Below are 22026 nucleotides of genomic sequence, written 5' to 3'. Positions count from 1 at the left end.
ACGCACTGTCAACGCGTCATGGCGTGCCCAACTTGAGAGGGACGCACCTACGCCATGTCCATTGCCCTCGTCCTGGCCGTCATTGTCGTCGCGTTGGTCCTGTTTTCCTTGGATTCAATCCCCATCGAGTTCACCTCGCTGGGGGTGGTGTGCCTCCTGGCGCTGTCCGGGGTGCTGACGCCGGCGCAGGCGTTCGAGGGTTTCAGCAACGACACGGTCATCTTCATCTTCACCCTGCTGGCGATGACGCAGGGGCTCGCCGCCACGGGCGTGGTGCAGGTGGTGGGGCAGCGGATGGCGTTCTTCGCGCGCTTCGGCCCCCAGGTGTTCGTGTTGGCGATGATGGGCGTGGTGGCGTTCTTCTCCGCGTTCATCTCCAACACGGTGACGACGGCGGCCTTCCTGCCGGTGGCCATTGGCGCCGCGCAGCGGGCGAAGGTGCCGCGCAGCAAGGTGCTGCTGCCGCTGGCGTACGCGTCCATGCTGGGCGGCACGGTGCTCTTGTTCGGCACGTCCACGAACCTGGTGGTGTCCGCGGCGCTGAAGCGGCAGGGGATGGCGCCCATTGGCGTGACGGAGCTGGCCCCGGTGGGGCTGCCGGTGGTGCTCATCGGCATCGCGGTGGTGGTGCTGCTGGGGCGGCGGCTGTTGCCCGCGCGCGAGGGCAAGCCGGGCACGGAGGGCTTCGCGCTGCGCGAGTACCTCACGGAGGCCGTGGTGCCCGGGGACTCGAGCTACGTGGGCAAGCCCCTGGCGGAGCTGACGGAAGGGCTGGGCCTGCGCGTGATTGGCGTGGTGCTGGGCGGCGAGACGCTCAACGCGAAGCCGGCATACGTGCTGACGGGCGAGGAGCGGCTGCTGGTGGAGGGCCGGCGCGAGGACATCCTGCGGGTGAAGGATCTGCGGGGGCTGGCGCTGCGGCCGGACGTGCGGCTGTCGGACGCGGAGCTGGAGGGGCCGGAGTCGATGCTCGCGGAGGTGGGCGTTCCCCCTGGCAGTCCGCTGGTGGGGCGCAGCCTGCGGGAGACGCTGTTCGTGGAGCGCTTCGGGCTGGTGGCGCTGGGGCTGCACCGCCGGCCCGGCATCCAGCGGCTCACGAAGTTGCAGCTGTTGGGACGCGCGCGGGAGGAGCACTCGCTGTCCACGCTGCCCCTGTCCGTGGGGGACGTGCTGCTCTTGCGCGGCCCGCGGCAGAAGGTGGCGGAGCTGGCGCCGGGCCACACGCTGATGGTGCTGGAGGGCCACGAGTACGAGCCGCCGCGCTACGCGAAGGCGCTGCTCGCGGTGGTCATCTTCCTGGGCGCGCTGGCGGCGGGGTCGCTGGACCTGGTGCCGCTGTCCCTGGCGGGGCTCACCGGCATGCTGCTGATGATCGCCACCGGGTGCGTGGATGCGCGCACCGCGTTCCGCGTGGACTGGCGGGTGGTGCTGCTCATCGGGTGCATGATGGCGCTGGGGCTGGCCATGGAGGTGAGCGGCGCGGGGAAGTTCATCGGCGAGCACGTGGCGCGGCTGGGCGCGTACGGCGGGCCGCGCGCGGTGCTGGCGCTGCTGATGGTGCTGACCATCGTGCTGTCCGCGCCCATGAGCAACCAGGCCGCGGCGCTGGTGGTGCTGCCGGTGGCCCTCAACGCGGCGACGCAGCTGGGCGTGGACGTGCGCCCCTTCGCCATGGGCATCACGCTGGCGGCGAGCTGTTCGTTCATCACCCCGCTGGAGCCCAGCTGCGTGCTCGTCTACGGGCCCGGGCACTACCGCTTCACGGACTTCTTCCGGCTGGGCACGCCGCTGACCGCGGTGCTGGTGGTGTTCCTCGTCTTCGCCGTCCCCGGGGTGTGGCCGTTCTAGTGGATGGCCGCGCGCAGCCCCACGTCCGCGAGCACGCGCGACTCCTGCGCGAGGAGGTACTGCAGGCGCGCGTCCACCGACGCCTCGTCGCCGTTGGACGCGGTGACGGCCAGGCGGTGGAAGAGGGACTGGTGGCCGTCCTCGGACTGGGCCAGCTCTCCGTAGAAGCGGGCGAGCGCCGGGTCGGTGAGCCCCTCCGCGAGCAGGGACAGCCGCTCGCACGAGCGCGCCTCGATGATGGCGGCGACGAGCAGGCGGTCCACGCGCCGCTCGGGTGCGGGCGTGCGCACGTGCTTCTGCAGGCCCTGCGCGTACGGGTCGCCGGCGTCCTTGGTGAGGGTGAGGCCGCGCGCGGCCATCAGGTCCAGCACGCGCGCCAGGTGGGCGCTCTCCTCGCGGGCCAGGCGGGCCATCTGCGAGGGCAGGCCCGGCAGGTCCGGGTAGGCCTGGAGCATGGACAGCGCGTTGGCGGCGGCCTTCTTCTCGCAGTGGGCGTGGTCCACCAGCACCGCGTCGAAGTTCGCGAGCGCCAGCGGCAGCCAGCCGGGGTCGGTGGGCGCGTGGAGGATGACGGGGCCCGCTCCGGAGAGGGGGCGGCGGGAGGGTGTGGGGCGGCTGCTCATCGCGGGCGGACTGTAGGGCATCCGCCGGGCGCCGTGCGCGCCGGAGTCACACGCGGCGGGCCGGGCCTGCCTCCTCCCGGGACGTGCGGGCGGCGCGCGGGCTACAGCGGCGGGCGCGTGCCCTCCTTCGCGGCGATGAGGGTGACGACGTAGTCCGTGCCCTCCTGCGCCTCGCTGGCCACGAAGACGGAGCCCGGCCACGCGCGCAGGCCGTTCATCAGGAACGGCGCGCTGTCCGCCGCGCTCCGGTGCACCAGCTCCACGCGGCAGAGCGTGGCGCGGCAGTCCAGCGCCTTCACGCGCGAGCTGGAGGGCAGGTGCTGGCGCAGGGTCTCGTTGAGCGTCTGCGTGGCCCGGCCGCTCCAGTCGTTGTCCACCGGCTCCTCGGCGAAGGCGGTCATCACGCGCGAGTGTGACTGCTCGAAGGACGGGGGCGGCGGGCGCAGGGGCGGCGGCGGAGGCACTGCGTCCGGAGCCTCCGCGCCGTCCTCCTCCGTGGCGCCAGGGGACTGGGCCTGGGGCTGCGCGCGCGGGGCGGAGGGTTGCGCGGCCTGGGTCGCCCACATGCGCATCGCGGTCTGCGCGGCGGCGCGGCGCTCGGCCAGGTTCGCGTCGGTGCTCGCCGCGCTCTTGCGCACCTGGGCCCGCAGGTCCTCCAGCTCCTGTTCCGACGACTGCTGGTGGCTCACGAGCGCGAACAGCACGCCCGCGATGGCGGCGGTGTTGACGAGGGCGAGGATGGTCTGGAGCCGGGAGGACATGGGGCGCTCACGGAAGGCAGAAGGCGGAGAGGAGGAACGGGCCGCGCGAAGGGGAGGAAGGTGAAGCCTTCGCGCGGCCCGCGTCACACGGGACAGGCCCGTGCGTCAGTCAATGGTGAAGCCGCCGATGATGCCGCCCGACTGCAGGCCGCAGCGGAAGACGATGGCGAAGTCCTCCCACACGTAGCGGTCGCCCGTGTTGATGGTCTGCCACGCCATGGGGCCGGCCACCGTGTACGTGGTCGCGCCCAGGTGCGCGCCGTTGCCCACGCCGTTGACCGTGGTCGTCTCGCACCAGCTGTTGTTGCCGTAGATCTGCACCGTCGTCGGGTGGTAGCCGACCGTCCACATGGGCACCGTGGCGATCGCCAGACGCGTCGTCGTACAGTTGTTGACCAGCCCGGAGTAGCTGCTCACGTTGAAGCACGACGCGTCGGACGCATACGCGGCCTTGAACGCGGCGCCCGGGTAGTACTGCCACGCGGCCGCGGTCCCCGCGCTCAACGCCACCACACCGAACGCGCACACCTTCGCCAACGTCTGGAAACGCTTCATTGAACTGCTCCCGTGGGATGCGGCGGTGATTGGGGCCGCCGGGCTCGCGAACGCGCGCGCCGCAAGGCATGGGAGCAAGCGCCATGCCCTCACCAGGGATGACGTGGTTTCAGTTGCTTGCGCGTCTTTTTGGCAATCCCTGTTGTCCCGGGAGCAACGGACAGGTGTTGCCTGTGTGGCTCCGGGGGCTACTCCACCAGCACGAGCCGCTGGGTGCGGCCGGCGTGGTAGCCCACCTTGCGCGCGATGCGGGCGGTGCTCTCGTCGCGCTCGTCCACGCGCAGGGCCAGCCGGGGCAGTGACGACAGCAGGTGCCGGGAAATCTGTCCCAGGCACAGCGTGGCGTGGCCCTGGCGGCGGCGGGACGGGGGCGTGTACATGCCCTCCAGCTCCGCGCCGAACTGCGAGCGGCAGCCGATGTCCACCTTGAACACGAGCTCGCCGCCCTCTTCCAGGACGTAGGTGCGGCGCTGGCGCACGCGCTGGAGGACGCGGGCCTCGTAGTGCGTGGGGTCCTCCGCCAGCGGGTCGCGCTCGAACAGCTCGCGCACGTAGCCCTGGGCCAGGGGCAGCAGGCGGGGCACGTCCTCCTCGCGGGCCAGGCGCAGGGTGGGGTTGGTGAAGGGGCCCAGGTCGTCCGCGGAGACGCTGAACAGCCGCTGGGTGCGCGACAGGCGCGGCTTGCCCTCGCAGAGGCTGCGCACCAGCGCGTCCACGGCGGCCTTGTCCCCCACGGTGGCGCGCAGCTTGAGGCTGGCCGCGAGCGCGTCCGCGATGACGCCCGTGGCGCTGGCGTCGCTGGCGCTGGGGACCACGAGCCCGCCCTCGCCGCCGACGAAGACGGCCGCGGTGAGGACGCCGCTGTCGAAGCGGCCGTGGAAGGCGAAGGCCGCCTGCCGCTCCGGCGCCGCGATGCCGAACTCCTCCAGCAACCCCAAGAGGTAGAGGTTGTGGACGGGATCCTTCGCCAGGAGCGAACGCAGGGCGTCCGTGTGGGAAGGCGCGAGCTGTTCGACGGTGACGGGCATGTCGAGGGGGCGAAGGGGGCTGAACCTTACGCGCAACCCGACCTCACGGGCCAGCGTCCCCCGGCACCGTGAAACGGAATGGGTAGAGCACCGTCGCGGACCCGCCCAGGTGGGGCGCCGGGAAGCGCGCGTCCAGGAGCGAGTCCAGCACGCACGCCTGCACCATGGGGTCCGGGATGGTGCTGGAGACGAGCACGCCCCGGTTCATCTTCCCCTCGGAGCCCTCGCCCTCCACGGTGAAGCGCAGCTTCACTTCTTGTGTGCCCCGGTTGCGTTGTGCGGCGTCCTGGAAACATTGCTGCACGAGCGGAGTCACCGCCTGGACGGCCAGGCGGATGTCCTCCGCGTCGATGCGGCCGGAGGAGGCCTCCACCACCGGCTCCACCGCCTCCACGCGGCGCGGGTCGGGGGCGTCCCAATCCTCGCGGGGAGGGGGGGCCCGGGGGGGCTCGCGCACCGGCGCGGCGGGGCGGGGGAGCGGCGCGGTGGGGGGCTCGGGCCGGGACGGCTCGGAGGGCACGGCCACGCGCGGCGGGAGGACCGGCGGTGGCGCGGCCGGTCCAGAGGGCTCCGGTGCGTCCATGAAGCGCGTCACCCACGCGGCCCCCAGCGTGAGCAGCAGGAACAGCCCCAGGCTCACGGCGGGGATGAGGAGCCAGCGGAGGAGGGTGCGGTTCGAGGACGCCATGGGCCGGGAGCCCGCGTGTCATACCCGCCTCACGGTGGACCGTGAAGCGGGGATGCACGCGAGCGCCCGAGGCTACGGGTACACCTCGCGCCGCGACGTGGGCGTGGGCGTGGGCGGCGTCACCACCGCCCCTTCCGCGCGGATGCGCTGCTTGCGGCTGACGCCCAGCGTGGCGCCGAGCACCGACGCGACGAGCCCCAGCAAGAGCCCCGCGAAGATGCCCCAGAAGACGCGGCCGGAGCGGTCCGCCACCGTCAGCGCGCCCTGCTGCACCTGCTGGCCCACCTGACCGACCTTGCTCTTGGCCTGGTCCACCTGCTGCTCCACGCGGGTGGCCACGTCCTCCGAGTCCTGGCGCGACAGGTTGGTGTTCTGCGCGATGTTGCTCACCAGGAGCTCGCGGTCCATGCGGCCCTGGCGCACGCCCTCGGTGACGATGTCCTTGGTCGCCGCCTCCAGCTGGTTCGCGGTGATGGTGGGCTTCCCCTCCTGCTTCAGCCGCTGGTTCACGGGCCCGAGCGCGTCGTTGGCGTCCAGGCCGAACGCCTTCGCCGCGCCGCCACCCTCCGACACGGCGCCCGCCGCGGCGGAGCCGCCCGCGCTCACCGCCGTCTTGCCCACGTTGAACACCGCGCCCAGCACGTTCGACAGCAGCATGCCCACCAGGAAGACGCCCAGGAGCGTCGTCACGCCCCAGAGCACCGCGCCGTGCAGCGCGCCCCCCGCCTTGTCCACGATGCCGGCGCTGCGCGCGGCCACCATGCCGCCCACGAAGAGCGCGACCAGCGGGACGATGACGCTCCAGATGCCGGTGAAGATGCCCGCGGACTTCGCGCTCCCCGCGTTGGAGGGATCCACTGAAGACAGGCCCAGCGCGAGCCCCAGCGTGTAGAGCAAGATCCAGACGCCGAGCGCGACGAAGGTGCCACCGAAGATGGCCCCCCAGCTCAGCTTGTACGCACTGCCCGGCACCGCTGGGATGACGCCGGCGCGTTCGCTTTCGACAATGGCTGCCATTGGACTCCACCCTCGCTTCCCGTGAGTCGCCTGGCCGCGTGCGGCACGGCCAGGACGTACGTGTCTGGGATGAAGGTGTGCACCAGTGCCGCCGCTTCATTTCACTGCCTCACGGCCGCCCCGTCCGGGAGGGTGGGACGGACGGCCGGGTGAGCCTCAGCGCAGGCCGAGCGCGTCGAGGAGCAGTGCCTCGCGCGCCACCACCGGCGCACGCGGGAGCACGTCCGTGCGGTAGCGCGCGACGAGCGCGGGCAGCGTCACCGGGCCGCCGTCACCCAGGCCGCTCCAGGCGGCGAGCAGCCCCAGGACGTGCTCGGGAGGCCGGCCGCGCGCGCGCAGCTCCGCGAGCGCGAACGCCCCGTCGCGCTTCGCCAGCCGCTTGCCGTCCTCGCCCAGCACCAGCGGCACGTGGAGGAACGCGGGCGCGCCCAGGCCCAGCGCGGCGTAGAGCTGGAGCTGCCGCGGCGTGGAGGGCAGCAGGTCGTCCCCGCGCAGCACGTGGGTGATGCCGCTGGCCGCGTCGTCCACCACCACCGCGAGCTGGTAGCTGGCCACGCCGTCGTTGCGGCGCACCACGAAGTCTCCCACCAGCGCCTGGACGTCCTGGACCTGGGGGCCCATCAACGCGTCCACGAAGCGCACCTCGCCGGGCCGCGCGCGGAAGCGGTACGCGGGGGCGCGCGTGCGGGAGCGCTCGGAGATCTGCCCGGCGGTGAGGTTCGCGCACGTGCCCGGGTAGCGCGGGCCCTCGTCGGACAGGCCGTGGGGGGCGCTCGCCGCGCGGGCGATCTCCGTGCGCGTGCAGAAGCACGGGTAGATGAGCCCCTCGCGCTCGAGCTTCGCCTGGGCCTCGCGGTAGACGCCGTCGCGCTCGCTCTGGACGAGGGGCGTCTCGTCCCAGTCCAGGCCCAGCCAGCGCAGGTCCTCGTAGAGGTCCTGGAGGAACTGGGGGCGGCACCTCGCGCGGTCCAGGTCCTCGATGCGCAGGAGGAACGCGCCGCCCGCGGCCCGGGCCTGGAGCCAGCCCAGGAGCGCGCTTCTCACGTTGCCCAGGTGCATGCGGCCGGTGGGGCTGGGGGCGAAGCGTCCTCGCATCGTGGCCAGAACCATAACTTCCCCGCCCGGCGGGCTGGGAGAGAATGCCCCGTTGCTTCCTTCCGTTCCGTGGGATGTGACTGCCTCCATGCGCTTCCTGCACTGCTCCGACGTCCACATCACCGAGGACTACTTCGCCCTGCCGCTGCGCAAGCTGGGCTGGCGCCGCTGGGTGGCGCTCGTGGAGCTGACGGCGGGAGGCCGGGCGAAGGCCTACCGGAACGCGCAGGCCACGCTCTCCACCATCGCCCGCGAGGCGGGCACGCACGGCGTGGACCACTTCATCCTGTCCGGCGACCTCACCGCCTACGCGCTCGAAGGCGAGTTCCGCGCCGCCCGCGCCGCGCTGGCGCCCCTGGCCCCCACGCCCGCGCGCTGCACCGTCATCCCCGGCAACCACGACGTCTTCACCCCCGGCGCCGCCCGCTCGGGCCGCTTCGCCCAGCACTTCGGGGACCTCTTGGAGAGCGACCTGCCCGAGTACCGCCGCGAGGGCGCGTTCCCCTTCGTGCGGCTGGTGGGCGAGGGCGCCGCGGTGGTGGGGCTGTGCTCCGCGCGCCCGCTGCCCACGCCCGGCCTGTCCTACGGCAGCGTGGGCCCCGCGCAGCTCGAAGGCCTGGCGGCCCTGCTGAAGGACGCCCGCCTGGACGGCCGCGCCATCCTGGTGGTGGTGCACCACGCGCCCCGGAGTTCCGCGAACCACGCGGACGGCTGGCACCACGGGCTGCATGACGCGGACGCGCTGCTGAAGCTGTTGCCGGGGCCGCGCTTCGCGGTGCTCCACGGCCACATCCACCAGCGCTACCACCACCCGGCCACCCCCGAGCGGCCCCACCTGTTCGGCGCGGGCTCCTCCACCCAGGCGGGGAAGGAGGGCTACTGGCTCATCGAGGTCCAGGACGGCGTCGTGGTGGGCGGCACGAAGCACGTGCCGGCGCTGTGACAGTTCCTCCCGGCGGCGGTACAAGGGGCGCACATGACCCCGGCGCCTACGTCCCCACCCGCTGAGTTGTCCCTGGAGGAGTACCGGTTCCTGCGCCAGTTGGGACGTGTCACGGACGACCTCCTGGAGGAGAGCCTCCGCGAGCGTGAGACGCTCACCCAGTGCTTCCGGCGCTGCTTCCCCACGCTGCTGTCGCACCTGGGCGCGCGCGGCATCGCCGTCACCACGCGCGACGAGGAGCTGGTGGAGCAGACGTGGCACGAGGGCGACTGGGGCGGCGGCTTCCCCGGGAGCCTGCTGGCGGGGCCCACGGGCCAGAGCGTCCACGACACGGGCACGCTGCTCACGCAGACGCTGGACGTGGCGGGTTCACCGGTGGGCACGCTGGGCGTGCTCTACGCGGGGCCGCCGGGCGACGCGAACACCACCGCGCGGCGCCTGCGCGCGCTGGACGTGGTGGCGGAGGAGCTGGACACGGTGCTGATGCTGGTCCACACCGCGTCGGAGAAGCACCAGGTCATCCTCCAGTGCAACGAGCACCTGGCCAACCCCGTCTTCGAGGCGGGCATGGACCACGCGGTGCGCACGCTGGCGCAGCGGGTGCGGCTGCCGGGCTTCCTCCTCCTGTACCGCGACGCCGTGCAGCCGCACGTGCTGCACTACCGCACGTACCGGCACGGGCAGTTGGAGTACGAGAGCGGAGAGCAGCCCAGCGCCCCGCTGGAGTCGCTGCTGCACCAGCACGGCACGCGGCTGCTGCACGGGGACGCGGGCGTGCTCAAGCGCCTGTTCGACGGGCGCACCACGGAGGCCGTGCTCATCTCCGCGGCCACGCGCAGCGAGCCGCTGGGCAAGATTGTCGTCTGGAGCAACGAGGGCTTCTCCGCGTACGCGATGGACCTCATCCGCGTGCTGGCCTCCACGCTGAGCCAGCGCCTCCTGGACTACAACCGCGAGCGCATCCACCTGTCGCAGTTCTTCCCCACGGGCGCCATCGACGCGCTGCTGGAGGACCCGGACTACGCGCGGCACCTGCGCGCGCAGGAGCAGGAGGTGGGCATCCTGTTCGCGGACATCAACGGCTTCACCCGCATCTGCGAGCAGGGCTTCGACAGCCCGCGCAGCATCGGCCGCTTCGTGGACGAGTGGAGCGCGCGCGCCGTGGACTGCATCTGGGCGCGCGGCGGGGTGTTCGACAAGATGGTGGGTGACTGCGTCATCGGCCTCTTCGGTCCGCCCTTCTTCCAGACGGACCGCGTGCGCCGCGCGGAGGCCGCCATGCGCGCCGCCATCGACATCCAGGCCTTCACCGCGGAGCTGGGCGCGCGCGAGGAGGTGGCCGCGCTGTGCCAGCGGGTGAAGCTGCCGGGGCTGGGCGTGGCGGTGGGCGTGAACCTGGCCACCGCGAACTGCGGCCTCTTCGGGCCCAACCGCAACTACACCGCGTTCTCCAGCGGCATGAACCAGACCGCGCGCCTGCAGTCCCTGGCGGGCTACCGGGAGACGCTGGTGATGGAGAGCGTGCACGAAGCGCTGAAGCAGTCGCAGGAGCCCTTCGTGCGGAAGCTCCACTTCGGCGGCCTCACGGAGACGCCGGTGAAGAACGTGGCGCAGCCGCTGCGGCACTACCGGCTGGCGCCGTAACCCTCAAGCCAGCAGGTGCGTGCCCGCGTAGCGGCGCGAGAAGTGGATCCACCGCCGCTCGTCCACCTCCACCTGCCACTCGCTGTTGGGCGTGAGCGGCAGGCGCTGCTTGAGGAAGCTCTCCAGGTGGTCCGCCGCCTTGAGGGGCGTGAGCCCCGGCGCGCGGAACGCGATGTGGAGCGTCACGTCCAGCGACGGCGCGACGTCCACCGACGCACAGATGCGCAGCGGGCCCACGCGGCGCTGGTACTGGGTGTCCGATGCCGGCCATGTGGAGGAGCCCTCGGGCTGCGGGAGCGCCTGCTCGAGCCAGTTGTCGGGGATCAGGATGAAGTCGAGCAGGTTGTTGCTCGCCTCTTCCACCGTGCCGTGCTCCTGGATGGAAAGCATTGCCCACCTCCGCCAGAGAAGCCGTTGGGGTTGCGTGGAAGCCGTCTTGAAGAATGTGCCCACGAGCCCATGCCACGCAAGGGCCCATGAACATCCGCTTCCCGCCCACACCTCGTTACGCACGTGCGGGCGGCGCGGACACTAGCGCTCCAGGGTGACACGGCAGGTCGGGTGGTGTGCCGCGCGACCCCGCACGTTGCTCAGGACGCGACGGGAAGGGAGCGGCGGGGCTTGCGCTCCACGGCGGCCTTGAGCTGGCCACAGCCCGCGTCGATGTCGATGCCGCGGCGCTGGCGCACCGTGCTGGGCACACCGTGCGACGTGAGCACGTCCTGGAACGCGCGCACCGCGTCGGGGACGCTGGGCCCGCCGTCGTAGCCCACCGTGGGGTTGAGCGGGATGACGTTCACGTGCGCGTCCATCCCGTGCAAGAGCTGCCCCAGCGTGTGCGCGTGCTCCGCGGTGTCGTTGCGGCCGGAGATGAGCGTCCACTCGAAGAAGATGCGGCGCTTGCGCTTCGCCACGTAGTAGCGGCACGCGTCCATCAACTCCTGGAGCGGCCAGCGGCGGCCCGCGGGCACCAGCGCGGCGCGCTCGGCGTCCGTCGCGCCGTGGAGGCTCACCGCGAGCTGCACCGGGCGCGCCTCGTCCGCCAGCCGGAGGATGCCGGGCACCACGCCTACGGTGGACAGGGTGATGAAGCGCGGCGCCAGCGCCAGGCCCTTGGGGTCCACGAGGATGTCCACCGCGGCCATGGTGTGCTCGTAGTTGTGCAGGGGCTCGCCCATGCCCATGAGCACGATGTTGCGCAAGGCCTCCCCCTGCGCGCGCAGCACGCGGGTGACGTGGAGCACCTGGCCCACGATTTCGCCCGGCGTCAGGTGGCGCGACAGGCCCATCTGTCCGGTGGCGCAGAAGACGCAGCCCATGGCGCACCCGGCCTGCGTGCTCACGCACACGGTGGCGCGGCCCTTGAAGCGCATCAGCACCGTCTCGATGGTCTGCGCGTCGTGCAGGCGCAGGAGCAGCTTGTGGGTGAGCCCGTCGCTGCTGAAGCTCTCATGGTGCGTGGCGAGCACGCCCAGGTGCGCGCGCTCCTTGAGCACGGCCTGGAGGTCCGGGCGCAGGCCCGTCATGTCGTCCAGCGCCGTCACGCCGTCGCGGTACAGGCCCGTCCACACGCGCTCGCGGTACTGGGGGCTGAAGCCCCAGCCGGCGAGCCGCTCATCCAGCGCGGGGCGGGGCAGGTCGTGGAGGTCGAGGGTGGCATCCGGCATGACGGGGCCTGGGATAACACACCCGCCGCTGGCGCACCCAGGGTCGCCGGCCCGGGGAGCGGCCAGGGGAGCAGCCCTCGGAGCACGCGCACGCGTCCAGCGGGTGACACCTCGCGTGCGAGCGTGCCGCGTCGTGCCAATCGTGCAGGGCCTATGGGTCTGGCCATCCAGCAGGAGGAGTTCACCCCGGAGGAGCATGCGCGGTTCGTGGCGCGGCTCGCGGAGAGCCTGGAGGCGCTGCGGCAGGTGCTGCGGCGTCCCGGCTTCGGCGCGGGGCCCGTGACGATGGGCGCGGAGCTGGAGGTGGCGCTGGTGGACGGCGCGGGCTCGCCGCTGCCGGTGAACCAGCAGGTGCTGGCGAAGTCGAAGGACGACCGGCTCACGCTGGAGCTCAACCGCTTCAACATGGAGATGAACCTGCGTCCCTCGCCGCTGGCGGGACGGCCGTTCACGGGGCTCCAGGCCCAATTGGACGACGTGCTGGCGGAGCTCAAGCGCGCGGCGGCGACGGAGGGCGCGCGCGTGGCGGCGGTGGGCATCCTGCCCACGCTGCGGCAGGCGGACCTGGGGAAGAACGCGCTCACCCCGCAGGCGCGCTACCGGGCGCTGTCCACCGCCATCCGCAAGCGGCGCGACGGGCCCTTCCAGGTGGCCATCGCGGGTGACGACACGCTCAACCTCACCTGGGAGGACGTGACGCTGGAGGGGGCCAACACGTCGCTCCAGTTCCACCTGCGCGTGGCCCTGGAGGACTTCGCGCACGTCTACAACGCCGCGCAGCTCGCCACCGCGCCGGTGCTGGCCGCGTGCGGCAACTCGCCGGTGTTCCTGGGCAAGCGGCTGTGGGAGGAGACGCGCGTGGCCCTCTTCCAGCAGGCCACCGACGACCGCAGCGACAGCGACGAGGCCGCGCACCTGCACCCGCGCGTGACGTTCGGCCATGGCTGGGTGCGCGAGGGCCCGCACGAGCTGTTCGCGGAGGCCGTCGCGCTCTACCCGCCGCTGTTGCCGGTGATGGGGCACGAGTCCCCGCTGGAGGTGGTGGCCGCCGGAGGCCTGCCGAAGCTGGAGGAGCTGCGGCTGCACCACGGGACGGTCTGGTCGTGGAACCGGGCCGTCTATGATCCGCAGGGCGAAGGCCACATGCGCATCGAGTTCCGCGCGCTGCCGTCGGGTCCCACGCCGGTGGACATGGTGGCCAACGGCGCGTTCCTGCTGGGGCTGACGCTGGGGCTCGCGGGGCGGGTGGACGCGCTGCTGCCGGCGCTGCCCTTCTGGCAGGCGCGGCGCAACTTCAAGCAGGCGGCGCGCCACGGCCTGGACGCGACGCTGTTGTGGCCGGCGGAGGCGGCGCCCAGCCCCCGGGTGATGCCGGCGGTGGAGCTGGTGAAGCAGCTCTTGCCGGTGGCGCGGCGCGGGCTGGTGGAGGCCGGGGTGGACGCGGCGGAGGCGGATGCGCTCCTGGACATCATCTCCCGGCGGGTGGCGCTCCAGCGGACCGGGGCGCGCTGGCAGCGGGCGGTGCTGGAGCGGCTGGAGGCGCACATGCCCCGCCAGGACGCGCTGGCGGCCATGATGGAGCGCTACCTGGAGCTGTCCGAGGAGGGGCTGCCGGTGCACACCTGGCCGGTGGATCGCTGAGGGTTCTCCGGAGCCTCGGGGGCCCCGGGTCACCCTGGGGGGCCTTGTCGGGATGGGGCCGTCGCGGTGAATAATCGCGGCATCCTGTCGGTCAGCCTGCGGGGCCACTCGCCTCGCGCTGAAGGGTGCCGTTCCCGTGATTGCTTCCCTGTTCGCTTCGTTCCGCTCCGGCGCTCGCCGGAAGTCCTTCCTCGTGCCCGCGCTGCTGTGCGCGGGCGCACTCACCGCCTGCTCGACCACCCGGGGCCACGCCAATGACCTGGCGGAGAAGGGCCGCTTCGTGGAGGCGGCCGAGGTCTACGTGAAGCTCGTCAACGACGAGCCCAACAACCCGGAGTACCGCGCGTCGCTGGAGGACCTGCGCTGGCGCGGCCTGTCGCAGCTGCTCACCCAGGCGCGGCAGGCGCGCGTGGAGGGGCGGGACGAGGACGCGGAAGTGAACCTGGAGCAGTTCTTCACCTACAAGGCGAAGTGGAACTCCAAGCTGGACGGCGGCATGGAGAGCTCGCTCCTGGAGGAGATGGCGGGCACGCACCGGCACCTGCGCCAGCTCATCATCGACCCGGCGAAGCAGGGCCACGCGCTGACGGCGGAGGCGCGCATGGACCGCAAGCGCACGCTGCTGGGGAACCCGGAGATGGCGCCCATCCGCCGCGACGTGGAGGAGGCGGTGGCGCAGGGCGGCGCGGCGACGTGCGCGAAGCTGAAGCAGTCGCTGTCCGGCGGCGCGCAGCACTGGACGGAGCTGGTGTCGCGCTACTGCGGCCACTACCAGCAGCCGGCGCCCCGCGCGGAGATGTTCCCGGAGGCGCTGGGCGTACCCACGTGGCAGGTGTCCGTGGATGGCATCAGCAACGACGTGGTGCAGTACCTGATGACGCGGCTGTCGGGCGCGTTCGAGGCCTCGCCCTGGTACTCGGAGGCGTCCCAGCGCCACGCGCCCCTCACCATCGCCGGCAGCATGAGCGAGCGGCGCATCAGCGAGCCCGTGCAGTTGACGGCGCCGTGGACGGAGCGCGTGCCGTACACGGACCACGAGGACCGCACCGCGACGGCGGAGGTGCCGTACACGGTGGAGGAGTCCTACGAGGAGAAGGGCGTGATGAAGAAGCGCCTGGTCCAGCAGAAGAAGACGGTGGAGTACAAGACGACGGTGGAGGTGACGAAGTACCGCGACGTGTCGCGCTCCTTCGACTACCGCGCGCAGCGCCGGGGCGTGGAGTACCACTTCGCGGTGGTGGCCCAGGGCATCCTCCAGGAGCGGCACGCGCCGCTGGCAGTGAAGGCGGAGCAGTCCCTGGAGGCCACCGGCATCGAGCACAACATCACCTTCGAGCCCGGCGGCGTGCGCCCGCAGAAGTTCGAGCGCCCCAGCAAGGAGGGCTGGCTGGACGGCCAGCTGCGCGGCTACGAGCAGACCTTCTTCGCGTCGCTCCTGTCGCGCTGGCAGGAGTCGTTCTGCGACGCGCCCTCGTTCGCCCTCGAGGACGCGGCCCGCTGCGCGCGTGGCGGCGCGGAGCTGCCCGCGCCCGCGAAGCAGGCCCTGATGGACACGCTGGGCGACGACGCGGCGCAGGTGCACCGGCTGTTCGTCTGGAACTGAAGGCCCGCGGCCCCGGCGCGAAGGGCGCGTGGCTTCAGCCCTCGTCCTCCGCGCCCTTGCGCAGGCCCAGCATGCGGCGCAGCTCGCGCGCGGACTGGCGGCTCACCTCCACCGCGTGACCCCGCGCCGTGCGCGCCAGGTAGCCGCCCGTCTCCAGCGGCTCCAGCCGTGTCACGTGCGACAGGTTGAGCAGCGCGCGGCGGTGCACCCGGTGGAAGTGCTCCGGGGGCAGCTTGTCCGCCAGTTCGTTCAGCGTGAAGTCGGTGAGGAAGTCGCCCTGCGCGGTGAACACCGTCACCAGCTCGTCCTCCAGCGACGCGTGGGAGATGGCGTCCGGTGACACCAGCACCAGTCCCTGCCGCGTCGGGATGGGCAGCCGCGCGAAGGCGGGCTTCTCTCCGGTGGGCACCGCCGGCTGCGCCACGGGCGCGGACTTCACCCGCGCCGGCAGCCGCGCCCGCGCGCGCTCCAGCGCCTTCTGAAGCCGCGCCGCCTCCACGGGCTTGAGGACGTAGTCCACCGCGCCGTGCTCGAAGGCGTTCACCGCGTGCTCCGCGTGGGCGGTGCAGAAGATGACGTGGGGGCCGCCCTCGGGCAGCAGCGCCATCGCGTCCAGCCCGCTCAGCCCCGGCATGTGGATGTCCAGCAGCACCACGTCCACGCCGCCCGCGCGCACCGCCGCGAGCACCGAGTCCCCATCCACCGCCTCGCCGCAAACGCTCACGTCCGGCAGCGCGGCCAGCAGGCGCGACAGGCGCTTCCTGGCCAGCAGTTCATCGTCGGCGATGAGGACGCGCAGGGGCTCTCTCACGTGAGGACTCCGGGTTGGGGGCCCTGGCGGGGCAGGGTGACGGTGACACGGGTGCGCCCGTCGGCGCTCTCCAGGGACAAGAGGGCGTGGCCGCCGTACGCCAGCGCCAGCCGCCGCTCCACGGTGGGCAGGCCCACGCTGCCCTCGCGCGGGCCCTTGGATGCGCCCGGGTTGTCGATGCTCACCACCACCGCCCCGTCGCGCGCCGTGACCTCGACGGTCAGCAGGCCGCGGTGGCCGGCCGCCGGGCCGTGCTTCACCGCGTTCTCCGCAAGGGGCAAGAGCACCAGCGGCGGCACGGGCACGTCCGCCAGCCCGTCCGCCACGTCCATGCGCAGCTGGAACAGGTCCGGGTCGCGCAGCAGGTGCAGCTCGAAGAGCGTGCGCATCAACTCCAGCTCCTGCGCCAGCGGCCAACTGACGCTGCGCACGCCCGCGAGCACCGAGCGCAGCATCGTGGACAGCCGCAGCACGGCGGCCTCCGCGACGGCGCCGTCCTCGCGGCACCACTCCGCGATGGCGTTGAGCGTGTTGAAGAGGAAGTGCGGATCCAGGTGGCTGCGCAGGGCCAGCAGCTGCGCCTGCTCGGCCTCCCAGGCGAAGCGGGTGGCGCGGGCCCGCTCGCGCGCCAGCGTCTCTTCAAAGCCGATGTCGCGCCCCAGCCCCCAGCCCGCGACGAGGAACAAGCCGCCGCAGATGGCCAGGTTGTACGGCTCCGACAGGAACATGTCCTGCATCAGCGTGACGCGCGGCAGGGCGTAGCCCACCGACAGCACCACGCCGCTGCCCACCGCCGCGTAGAGCAGCAGGCGGATGCCTCCGTGGCTCAGGTCCAGCCCCTCCGGGAACAGCACCCGGTACGACACGGGCGCCACCACGACGCACAGGAGGCACAGCAGCAGGCCAATCCAGAACGCGCGCGGCTCCACGCTCCAGCGCACCTGGGCCGCCAGCAGCGGGAGGGACACCAGGACGATGGGCGCCAGCCGCCACGGCGCGACGAGCGCGCGCAGCGTGGCGCGAACGATGGAGCCTTCCGGCGACGTCTCCTGCATGCGGAAGCGGAAGGCTACACCGTCCCGCCCGCTAGCGCTGGGGGACGGGCGCGGGCATGAGGTCCAGGACGAGCGTCCCGGCGAGGACCGCGGGGAAGAAGACGACGGCGAGCACGAACAGGAGCGGCGAGCGCAGTGAGAACATGGGGGCTTTCTCCGGTGTCCGTGAAACATGCCCACGCACTGTGACACCGCCCCAGGGACCCTTCGGGGAGGGGTGCCCCCGGCCGTCGCGAGTCCGGGGTGAGCGGTCGCTCAGGCGCTCCGGACCGCTCCCGCCGCCTCCTGTCCCAGCGCGTCCGCCAGCCGCGCCGCCTCGCGGAGGCAGTCGTTGACGCCCACGCCCCGGTACGCGTTGCCGGTGAGGTGCAGGCCGGGCCAGCGCTTCAGGCGCTCGTCCATCGCCGCCATCCGCTCCAGGTGGCCCACGGTGTACTGCGGAATCCCGCGCGGCCAGCGGATGACCTCCGTCAATTCCGGCGTCGCGGTGAGGCCCGTCATCGTCTTCAGCTCCTCGCGAGCCAGCGCCGCCAGCGCGTCCTCGTCCCGGGACACCACCTCCGGCCGGCGCGCGCCACCCATCAGGCACGTCAACAGCACCCGCCCGCCCTCCACGCGGAAGGGGAACGTGGTGGAGACGTGGATGGTGCCCAGCATCGCCGTGCCCTCCACCGCCGGCACCAGGAACCCGAACCCGTCCGGCTTCGGCACCGTCCCCGGCGCGAAGCCCAGGTGCACCACCGCGATGGGCGCGTACGGGATGCTGTCCGCGTTTCGCGCCAGCTCCGCGTCCAGCGGGCGCAAGAGCCCCGCCGCCACGTGCGCGGGCACCGCCAGCACCACGTGCGACGCGGTCAGCTCCGCCGGCTGGCCGCGCTGCGTGAAGCGCACCTTCCAGCCGTCCGCCGCGCGCTCCAGCCCCTCCACCTTCGCGTCCGTGCGCACCGCGTCGCCCAGCGCCTTCGCCAGCGCGTCCACCAGCACGCCCAGACCGCCGTCGAACGTGCTCATCTGCCCGGTGAGCGCGGGGCCCGCCGCCGCCGCGCCCGAGGCCTTCGCCTGTCGCGCCGCGCGCTGCGCCCGGATGGCGCCCAGGATGAGGCTGCGGTGCTCCCGCTCCATCTTCACGAGCTGCGGGAACGTGGCCTCCGCGCTCAGTTGCTCCGGGTCCCCCGCGTAGGTGCCCGTCTGCATCGCGTCCAGCAGCACCTGGGTCGCTTCACGTCCCAGGTGGCGCCGGCCCAACTGGGCCAGGGACTCATCCGAACCCGTCGGGTTGCGTCCGCTGAACAGCTCCCCCACCACCCGCAGGCGGGCCGCGAGGGGGAGGATGTCCGATTTCAGGAAGGCCGGCGGTGACGCGGGCAGGGCCCTCAACGCACCGCGTGTGTATACGTAACGGTTTTTTGCCGCCGCATCCGCCGGACGTATGCGCGAAGACACACCGAGCGTCTCCGCCAGCGCACGGGTCGTCGGCTCCCGGTCCAGGAAACTGTTGGGCCCGGCCTCCAACAAGTAGCCCGTGCGGGCGTGGGTCTGAACGTTTCCACCCACGCGCGAAGTCGACTCCAGCACCACGGCAGCCGTGCCGCGAGCCCGCAATCGGTGGGCCAGGGCCAGCCCGGTGATTCCTCCCCCAATGACCGCGACCGTCATGACGTTGCGACTCCTACCCTTGTCCTGGGTTGAGCACCCCTGGGCGCCTTGGTGCGAAGGCAAGACCTTTGCCAAGGAGCGCCACCCGGCGCGTTAATAAAGGCATGCGCTATGTCATCACAGGTGCCAGCCGTGGCATCGGTTTCGAATTCGTTCAGCAATTGCTGCGACGGGGGGAAACCGTGGACGCCGGTGTGCGGGCCCCGGAGCTGGCGCGCCGTCTGGAGCCGCTGCTGCTGGAAGCAGGCAACCGCCTGAGGATCCACCCGCTGGACGTCACCTCCGCGGCGAGCGTCCAGGCGTTCGCGGAGCGTGTCTCCCGCGAGCCGGTGGACGTGCTCATCAACAACGCGGGCGTGTCCGGCCAGTGGGTGGGGCTGCACGAGCTGGACTTCGAGGACCTGGCGCGCACCATCGAGGTGAACGCGCTCGGGCCGCTGCGCATCACCTCCGCGCTCTTGCCCGCGCTGCGGACCGGCGCGGGGCGCAAGGTGGCGCACGTCACGTCGCGCATGGGGTCGCTCTCCAGCAACACGGAGGGCGGCGCGTACGCCTACCGCATGTCCAAGGCCGCGCTGAACATGGGCGTGCGCTCCATGTCCAACGACCTGCGCCGCGAGGGGCTGGCGTGCGTGCTGCTGCATCCGGGTTGGGTGCAGACGGACATGGGCGGGCAGGACGCGCCGCTGCCGCCGGAGGAGTCCGTGCGCGGGATGCTCAGGGTCATCGACAGCATCTCGCTGGAGCACTCCGGCCGGTTCTTCGACTACGAGGGCGCGGAAGTCCCCTGGTAGTGGACGGAAGGGACAGGGCGGGTGTTCCCCGGTGAACACCGGCCCGGCCCCCGGGGGCAGGCAAGCAGCCCTGGGGTGCGAGGCCTTCCCTGGCGCCCGTCTGCCCTCGTCCCCATCTCGTCGCGAGGACGTTCGCGGCGGAGGGGTGGATGGCGTGGCGGCGGTGGTGGCCCGTGGGGTGGGTGGCGGCGTTGCTCGTGGCGTGTGGTTCCGGCACGTCCACGCCGAAGCAGGGACAGGACGCCGTGACGCCGGGCGATGAGCCCCAGACGCCGGTGACGCCTCCGGACGACCAGACACCTCCCAAGGAGACGCCCCCGCCCGACGAGGAGCCGCCTCCCGGCGAGGAACCCCCTCCCGACGAGACGGCCGAGGAGCCGCCCCCGGAGGAGGAGTCCCCGGTGCTGACGGCCTGCGCGCCGGAGCCCGCGGCGGATGCCTCCCTCCCCGACGCCGAGCGCTCCGCCCGGCGCGACTACGCGTGCACCGGCATCGCGCTGGAGGGCTCGCTGGTCTCCACCGCGGGCGCGCCGGTCGCGGACGTCGTGGTGAAGGTAGGGGACGCGCAGGCGCGCACGGACAAGGCCGGCCACTTCCGCTTCCCCGTGCTGCCCCGTCACAACCGGCTGCTCACGGTGGAGGCGGAGGGCTTCCGTCCGGCGGTGGTCGCGGTGGAGCTGCGCCGGGGCCTGACGGAGAAGCGCGTGACGCTGCCTCCGGTGCGCCTGTCGCCGAAGGATGGCGTGCGGATGCTCTTCGCGGGTGACGTGTCGCTGGGCCGGCGCTTCCTGGATCCGGACGACACCACGCCGCGCAACCAGATGCCCCAGGACGACCCGGCGGCGCTCATCCGCGTGTCGGATCCGCTGCCGGGCACGAAGGCCGTCTTCACGCACGTGCGGCCGTACTTCCAGGCGGCGGACTTCCGCGCCGTGAACCTGGAGACGCCGGTGACGGACCAGCCGTCCACGCCCCACGACGAGAAGGCCTACGCGTTCTTCACGCTGCCCGGCTCCATGCCCGCGCTGCCGTGGCTGGGCGTGGACTACGTGAGCCTGGGCAACAACCACGTCTACGACTACCTGGCGCCGGGCCTGGCGGACACGCTGTCGCACGTGGCCGCCACGGGCATGGCCTACAGCGGCGCGGGCCAGAACGAGGACCAGGCCTTCGTCCCGGCGCGCGTGCCGCTGGCGGGCACGAGCTACAGCCTGGTCTCCATGTGCTCCATCACCGGCAGCGCGCATGATCAGCAGTACGTCGCGGGCCCCAACCAGGGCGGCGCGGCGGACGCTCGGAACATGACGCGGGTGTCCGCGCTCCTGGGCGCGGAGCGGGCGCAGGGGCGCGTGCCGGTGGCGGTGCTGCACACCGGCGTCGAGTACAGCGTCCGGCCCTCCACCCCGACGGCGCAGCGGATGCGCGACCTGGTGGACGCGGGCGCGGGGCTGGTCATCGCGCACCACCCGCATATCCCGCAGGGCTTCGCGCGCCACCAAGGCGTGCTGATGGCGCAGTCGCTGGGCAACTTCGCCTTCGACCAGGACCGCATGGAGACGATGGTGGGCCTCATGGCGGAGGTGGAGGCCACGGGCGCGCACGTGGACCGCGCCCGCGCGGTGCCCGTCTACATCGAGGACTACCGCCCCCGGCCCGTCGCGGGCGACCTGGCGGAGGGCTTCCTGCGCAACCTGGCGGAGCTGTCCCGCGAGGGCGGCGTGGAGCTGGTGCCCCAGCCCTCCTGGGGCGAGCTGCTCCCCGAAGGCACCCAGGCCACGGTGAGCGAGCGCACGGTGGACGTGCCGGTGACGGTGGACGCCAACGGCCGCGCCACGGTGGACCTGCGGCCCCTGCGCCACGAGGGCGAATCCGTCGCGGTGGCCCGGCTCACGGGCACGGCGGAGGGCACGGCCGTGAAGCTCAAGGCCGGACGCGACGTGCTGCTGCACGGCGACTTCGAGGACCACGACGTGGACGACGACGCCAACGAGGCGGCGCGCTGGAGCGTGGGGCCGAATGCCGGCTACGTCTGCCAGGACGGGCCGCACCGGGGCGCCGCGGCCCTCTGCCAGCGCCGGGCGTCGGGCGAGCGGAGCGCGGCGGTGAAGCTGGTCAACCGCTTCCGTCCGCCGGGCTTCGCGGAAGGCCCGCCCAACCGCGACCTCACGGCGGTGGCGTGGCTGAAGGGGCAGGGCGGCGGCGCCTTCTCCGCGAAGGTGCAGTACGTGCCCGTGGAGTCCTACACCCTCTTCGGAGAGCAGACGCTGCTGCGCCACGACGGCGGCACCTACGACTGGACGCTGGTGGCGGAGGACCTGAACTTCCCCGCCGACCCGCCTGGCCCGAACCTGTGGAACGCCCCCTGGGCCCTGGACCTGACGCTCAACACCGCGGCGCCGAAGTCCGGCCAGGGCGTGACGGCGGTGGACGACCTGGCGCTGGTGGCCTGGGAGAAGCAGGCCACGGGCGGCACGCTGACCCAGGCGACGCCGCACGCGCGGGACTTCGTGCGCGTGGAGGCCCCGGCGGGCACGTACACGCTGCGCGTCACCTTCCGCGAGCACCGCGTGCCCTGAGCTGGCTCACGGGCTCAAGGG

General features: G+C 72.6%; 19 protein-coding genes. 7 read left to right on the top strand and 12 right to left on the bottom strand.

Features of this window, described 5'->3' with window-relative positions; translation table 11 throughout:
• The first annotated feature begins 54 nt into the window (after positions 1 to 54).
• The gene (locus JYK02_RS16065; protein ID WP_207052034.1) at positions 55 to 1848 is read left to right on the top strand and encodes an SLC13 family permease; all 1794 of its coding nucleotides are present in this window, start codon (positions 55 to 57) and stop codon (positions 1846 to 1848) included.
• Here JYK02_RS16065 and JYK02_RS16060 read toward each other — a convergent pair.
• The 7 genes from JYK02_RS16060 to gluQRS form a co-directional block, all read right to left on the bottom strand.
• A complete protein-coding gene (locus tag JYK02_RS16060; protein ID WP_207055145.1) occupies positions 1845 to 2471 on the bottom strand; it encodes a tRNA-(ms[2]io[6]A)-hydroxylase in 627 nt (208 codons plus the stop codon). The genes JYK02_RS16065 and JYK02_RS16060 overlap by 4 nt on opposite strands.
• Positions 2472 to 2572: 101 nt before the next feature.
• Entirely contained in the window at positions 2573 to 3232 is a 660-nt protein-coding gene (locus JYK02_RS16055; RefSeq protein ID WP_207052032.1) for a hypothetical protein, read from the bottom strand.
• 105 nt (positions 3233 to 3337) lie between these two features.
• Positions 3338 to 3787, bottom strand: a complete 450-nt coding sequence (locus tag JYK02_RS16050) for a hypothetical protein (RefSeq protein ID WP_207052031.1) — start codon at positions 3785 to 3787, stop codon at positions 3338 to 3340.
• Between the two features lie 188 nt (positions 3788 to 3975).
• Positions 3976 to 4815, bottom strand: coding sequence for a DUF4081 domain-containing protein (locus JYK02_RS16045; RefSeq protein ID WP_207052029.1), 840 nt, complete (start codon positions 4813 to 4815; stop codon positions 3976 to 3978).
• A 43-nt stretch (positions 4816 to 4858) separates the two neighbouring features.
• Positions 4859 to 5503 (bottom strand): AgmX/PglI C-terminal domain-containing protein, encoded by a 645-nt coding sequence (locus JYK02_RS16040; protein ID WP_207052027.1) that lies wholly within the window; start codon positions 5501 to 5503, stop codon positions 4859 to 4861.
• A gap of 72 nt (positions 5504 to 5575) precedes the next feature.
• A complete protein-coding gene (locus tag JYK02_RS16035; protein WP_207052025.1) occupies positions 5576 to 6520 on the bottom strand; it encodes a hypothetical protein in 945 nt (314 codons plus the stop codon).
• Positions 6521 to 6676: 156 nt separating this feature from the next.
• Positions 6677 to 7615, bottom strand: a complete 939-nt coding sequence (gene gluQRS / locus JYK02_RS16030; protein ID WP_242588767.1) for a tRNA glutamyl-Q(34) synthetase GluQRS — start codon at positions 7613 to 7615, stop codon at positions 6677 to 6679.
• An 88-nt stretch (positions 7616 to 7703) separates the two neighbouring features.
• Between gluQRS and JYK02_RS16025 the strand changes: the two genes are divergently transcribed.
• Positions 7704 to 8558, top strand: a complete 855-nt coding sequence (locus JYK02_RS16025) for a metallophosphoesterase family protein (RefSeq protein WP_207052020.1) — start codon at positions 7704 to 7706, stop codon at positions 8556 to 8558.
• 33 nt (positions 8559 to 8591) lie between these two features.
• On the top strand, positions 8592 to 10202 hold the full coding sequence (locus JYK02_RS16020; protein WP_207052018.1) for an adenylate/guanylate cyclase domain-containing protein: 1611 nt from the start codon (positions 8592 to 8594) through the stop codon (positions 10200 to 10202).
• 3 nt (positions 10203 to 10205) lie between these two features.
• Here JYK02_RS16020 and JYK02_RS16015 read toward each other — a convergent pair whose 3' ends face one another.
• Together JYK02_RS16015 and rlmN are read right to left on the bottom strand one after the other, a co-directional pair.
• Entirely contained in the window at positions 10206 to 10592 is a 387-nt protein-coding gene (locus JYK02_RS16015; RefSeq protein WP_207052016.1) for a hypothetical protein, read from the bottom strand.
• A 200-nt stretch (positions 10593 to 10792) separates the two neighbouring features.
• Positions 10793 to 11869: a 23S rRNA (adenine(2503)-C(2))-methyltransferase RlmN gene (gene rlmN, locus JYK02_RS16010; protein WP_207052014.1), complete on the bottom strand. Its 1077-nt coding sequence runs from the start codon at positions 11867 to 11869 to the stop codon at positions 10793 to 10795.
• 153 nt (positions 11870 to 12022) lie between these two features.
• Between rlmN and JYK02_RS16005 the strand changes: the two genes are divergently transcribed.
• Positions 12023 to 13510 carry a glutamate--cysteine ligase gene (locus tag JYK02_RS16005; RefSeq protein WP_207052012.1) on the top strand — a complete coding sequence of 496 codons (1488 nt, stop codon included), beginning with the start codon at positions 12023 to 12025 and terminating at the stop codon, positions 13508 to 13510.
• Between the two features lie 136 nt (positions 13511 to 13646).
• Positions 13647 to 15113, top strand: coding sequence for a hypothetical protein (locus tag JYK02_RS16000; RefSeq protein WP_207052004.1), 1467 nt, complete (start codon positions 13647 to 13649; stop codon positions 15111 to 15113).
• 34 nt (positions 15114 to 15147) lie between these two features.
• Here the strand turns inward: JYK02_RS16000 and JYK02_RS15995 are convergent, their stop codons facing one another.
• The 3 genes from JYK02_RS15995 to hemG all read right to left on the bottom strand — a co-directional run bounded on the left by JYK02_RS15995 (position 15148) and on the right by hemG (position 18635).
• Positions 15148 to 15924, bottom strand: coding sequence for a response regulator (locus JYK02_RS15995; RefSeq protein ID WP_207052002.1), 777 nt, complete (start codon positions 15922 to 15924; stop codon positions 15148 to 15150).
• Entirely contained in the window at positions 15921 to 16979 is a 1059-nt protein-coding gene (locus tag JYK02_RS15990) for a sensor histidine kinase (protein ID WP_207052000.1), read from the bottom strand. Before JYK02_RS15990 ends, JYK02_RS15995 begins: the two co-directional genes overlap by 4 nt.
• A 255-nt stretch (positions 16980 to 17234) precedes the next feature.
• The gene (gene hemG, locus JYK02_RS15985) at positions 17235 to 18635 is read right to left on the bottom strand and encodes a protoporphyrinogen oxidase (RefSeq protein ID WP_207051993.1); all 1401 of its coding nucleotides are present in this window, start codon (positions 18633 to 18635) and stop codon (positions 17235 to 17237) included.
• A gap of 104 nt (positions 18636 to 18739) precedes the next feature.
• Here hemG and JYK02_RS15980 point away from each other — a divergent pair, with 104 nt between their 5' ends.
• Complete coding sequence (locus tag JYK02_RS15980; RefSeq protein ID WP_207051989.1) at positions 18740 to 19429, top strand: SDR family oxidoreductase; 690 nt, start codon at positions 18740 to 18742, stop codon at positions 19427 to 19429.
• 149 nt (positions 19430 to 19578) lie between these two features.
• Positions 19579 to 22005 carry a CapA family protein gene (locus tag JYK02_RS15975; protein ID WP_207051987.1) on the top strand — a complete coding sequence of 809 codons (2427 nt, stop codon included), beginning with the start codon at positions 19579 to 19581 and terminating at the stop codon, positions 22003 to 22005.
• Positions 22006 to 22026: the final 21 nt, after the last annotated feature.

It is taken from the genome of Corallococcus macrosporus (assembly GCF_017302985.1).
In the GTDB taxonomy this organism is placed as follows: Bacteria; Myxococcota; Myxococcia; order Myxococcales; family Myxococcaceae; genus Corallococcus; species Corallococcus macrosporus_A.
This window is presented reverse-complemented; position numbering and strand designations above follow the sequence as displayed.

Bases quoted from the DNA above. Each gene is read 5' to 3' on its own strand.
- JYK02_RS16045 (WP_207052029.1), bottom strand. From the start codon at position 4,815: ATGCCCGTCACCGTCGAACAGCTCGCGCCTTCCCACACGGACGCCCTG.
- rlmN (WP_207052014.1), bottom strand. From the start codon at position 11,869: ATGCCGGATGCCACCCTCGACCTCCACGACCTGCCCCGCCCCGCGCTG.
- JYK02_RS16055 (WP_207052032.1), bottom strand. From the start codon at position 3,232: ATGTCCTCCCGGCTCCAGACCATCCTCGCCCTCGTCAACACCGCCGCC.
- JYK02_RS15980 (WP_207051989.1), top strand. From the start codon at position 18,740: ATGCGCTATGTCATCACAGGTGCCAGCCGTGGCATCGGTTTCGAATTC.
- JYK02_RS16020 (WP_207052018.1), top strand. From the start codon at position 8,592: ATGACCCCGGCGCCTACGTCCCCACCCGCTGAGTTGTCCCTGGAGGAG.
- JYK02_RS16005 (WP_207052012.1), top strand. From the start codon at position 12,023: ATGGGTCTGGCCATCCAGCAGGAGGAGTTCACCCCGGAGGAGCATGCG.
- JYK02_RS15975 (WP_207051987.1), top strand. From the start codon at position 19,579: ATGGCGTGGCGGCGGTGGTGGCCCGTGGGGTGGGTGGCGGCGTTGCTC.
- JYK02_RS16015 (WP_207052016.1), bottom strand. From the start codon at position 10,592: ATGCTTTCCATCCAGGAGCACGGCACGGTGGAAGAGGCGAGCAACAAC.
- JYK02_RS15990 (WP_207052000.1), bottom strand. From the start codon at position 16,979: ATGCAGGAGACGTCGCCGGAAGGCTCCATCGTTCGCGCCACGCTGCGC.
- JYK02_RS16040 (WP_207052027.1), bottom strand. From the start codon at position 5,503: ATGGCGTCCTCGAACCGCACCCTCCTCCGCTGGCTCCTCATCCCCGCC.
- JYK02_RS16060 (WP_207055145.1), bottom strand. From the start codon at position 2,471: ATGAGCAGCCGCCCCACACCCTCCCGCCGCCCCCTCTCCGGAGCGGGC.
- JYK02_RS16035 (WP_207052025.1), bottom strand. From the start codon at position 6,520: ATGGCAGCCATTGTCGAAAGCGAACGCGCCGGCGTCATCCCAGCGGTG.
- JYK02_RS16065 (WP_207052034.1), top strand. From the start codon at position 55: ATGTCCATTGCCCTCGTCCTGGCCGTCATTGTCGTCGCGTTGGTCCTG.
- gluQRS (WP_242588767.1), bottom strand. From the start codon at position 7,615: ATGCGAGGACGCTTCGCCCCCAGCCCCACCGGCCGCATGCACCTGGGC.
- hemG (WP_207051993.1), bottom strand. From the start codon at position 18,635: ATGACGGTCGCGGTCATTGGGGGAGGAATCACCGGGCTGGCCCTGGCC.
- JYK02_RS16025 (WP_207052020.1), top strand. From the start codon at position 7,704: ATGCGCTTCCTGCACTGCTCCGACGTCCACATCACCGAGGACTACTTC.
- JYK02_RS16050 (WP_207052031.1), bottom strand. From the start codon at position 3,787: ATGAAGCGTTTCCAGACGTTGGCGAAGGTGTGCGCGTTCGGTGTGGTG.